This is a genomic window from Streptomyces viridosporus, from assembly GCF_002078235.1.
GTDB lineage: Bacteria > Actinomycetota > Actinomycetes > Streptomycetales > Streptomycetaceae > Streptomyces > Streptomyces viridosporus.
Genome location: NZ_MSGP01000797.1, coordinates 1 through 1,195, shown reverse-complemented (window position 1 = coordinate 1,195; position 1,195 = coordinate 1). Strand labels below are relative to the sequence as shown.

The window sequence follows — 1,195 nt, the reverse complement described above, 5'->3', positions numbered from 1 at the left end:
GGGGCTTCCGGCGCTTCCGGGGACCACCTGGTGGCCCTGGCCCCGGTGCTGGTGGGGGTGATCGCCGCCCTGGTGCTGGTGCGCCTGTACCCGCTGCCGCTGCGCGGGCTGGCCCGTCCGGCCGGGCGGCTGCGGGGCGTGGTCGGCCCGCTGTCCCTGGCCCGCGCGGGCCGGGCGTCCGGCTCCGCGGTGCTNNCCCGGGACCGCGCGGCCGTGCTCGCCGTCGGCGCCGACGCCCGCGTCACCTCGTCCCAGGCGCTGCCGTCCGGCCTGGCCGACCGGGTTCGGCGCGTGCCCGGCGTGCGCGAGGTCACCCCCGTCGGCATCACGTACTACGCCCAGCCCCTGGACGGTCGGACGACCCTCCAGCTGGCCGGCGTCGACCCGGCCGGTTACGCGGCCCTGGCCCGGCACACGGACCTCGGTCCCTTCGGCCGGGACGCGCTGAGGGCGCCCGGGGCCTCCGGGTCCGAGGCCCTGCCCGCCCTGGCCTCCCCCGCGGTCGCCGACCACTACGGCACCCGGCCGTTCGCGGTGCGCCTGGACGACGGCGCCCTGGTCACCGTGCGGATCGTGCTGGTGCGGGAGCGGACCCCGGCGGTCGCCGGCCAGGAGTTCCTGGTCGTGGACCGGTCGGGGCTTCCCGCCGACGCCGCCCGCCCGACCTCGCTGCTGGTGACCGGCGACCACCCGGACGCGGCCGAGCTGCGCCGGGTCGCGGGCAGCGGAACACAGGTCCGGGTGCGCGCCGAGGAGTTCGCNNCTGACCCTGCTGCGCGCCGCCCCCGAACGCGCCGCGCTGCTGGCCCGTCTGCGCACCATGGGCCTCACCCGCGCCCAGGGGCGCCGTCTGCTCGTCCTGGAGTCCCTTCCGCAGGCCCTGCTCGCGGCGGTCGGCGGCATCCTCACGGCCTGGGCCGCCGTCCGGCTGCTCTCCCCCGGCGTCGACCTGACGGCCCTCGCCCTCGCCGCCTCCTCGTCCCCGGCGGGGCGGGCGACGCTGCGTACCGATCCGGTGTCGCTGCTGGTGCCGGCGCTGGCGGTGGTGGCCCTGACCGTCGGGATCGCGGCGGCGCAGGCGTGGTGGACGGGGCGCCGGGGGTCGGTGCGGGAGCTGAGGGCGGGCGATGCCCGGTGAGGCGGCCGAACGACGACGCGCGGTCCCCGGCGGCTCCCCCGCCTCCCGCACCCCTCC

General features: G+C 79.6%; 1 pseudogene. It reads left to right on the top strand.

What is annotated here, in order from left to right:
* Positions 1-1,138: pseudogene (locus tag B7L92_RS37630) on the top strand (ABC transporter permease); the annotation flags it as partial.
* Between the last annotated feature and the right edge of the window lie 57 nt (positions 1,139-1,195).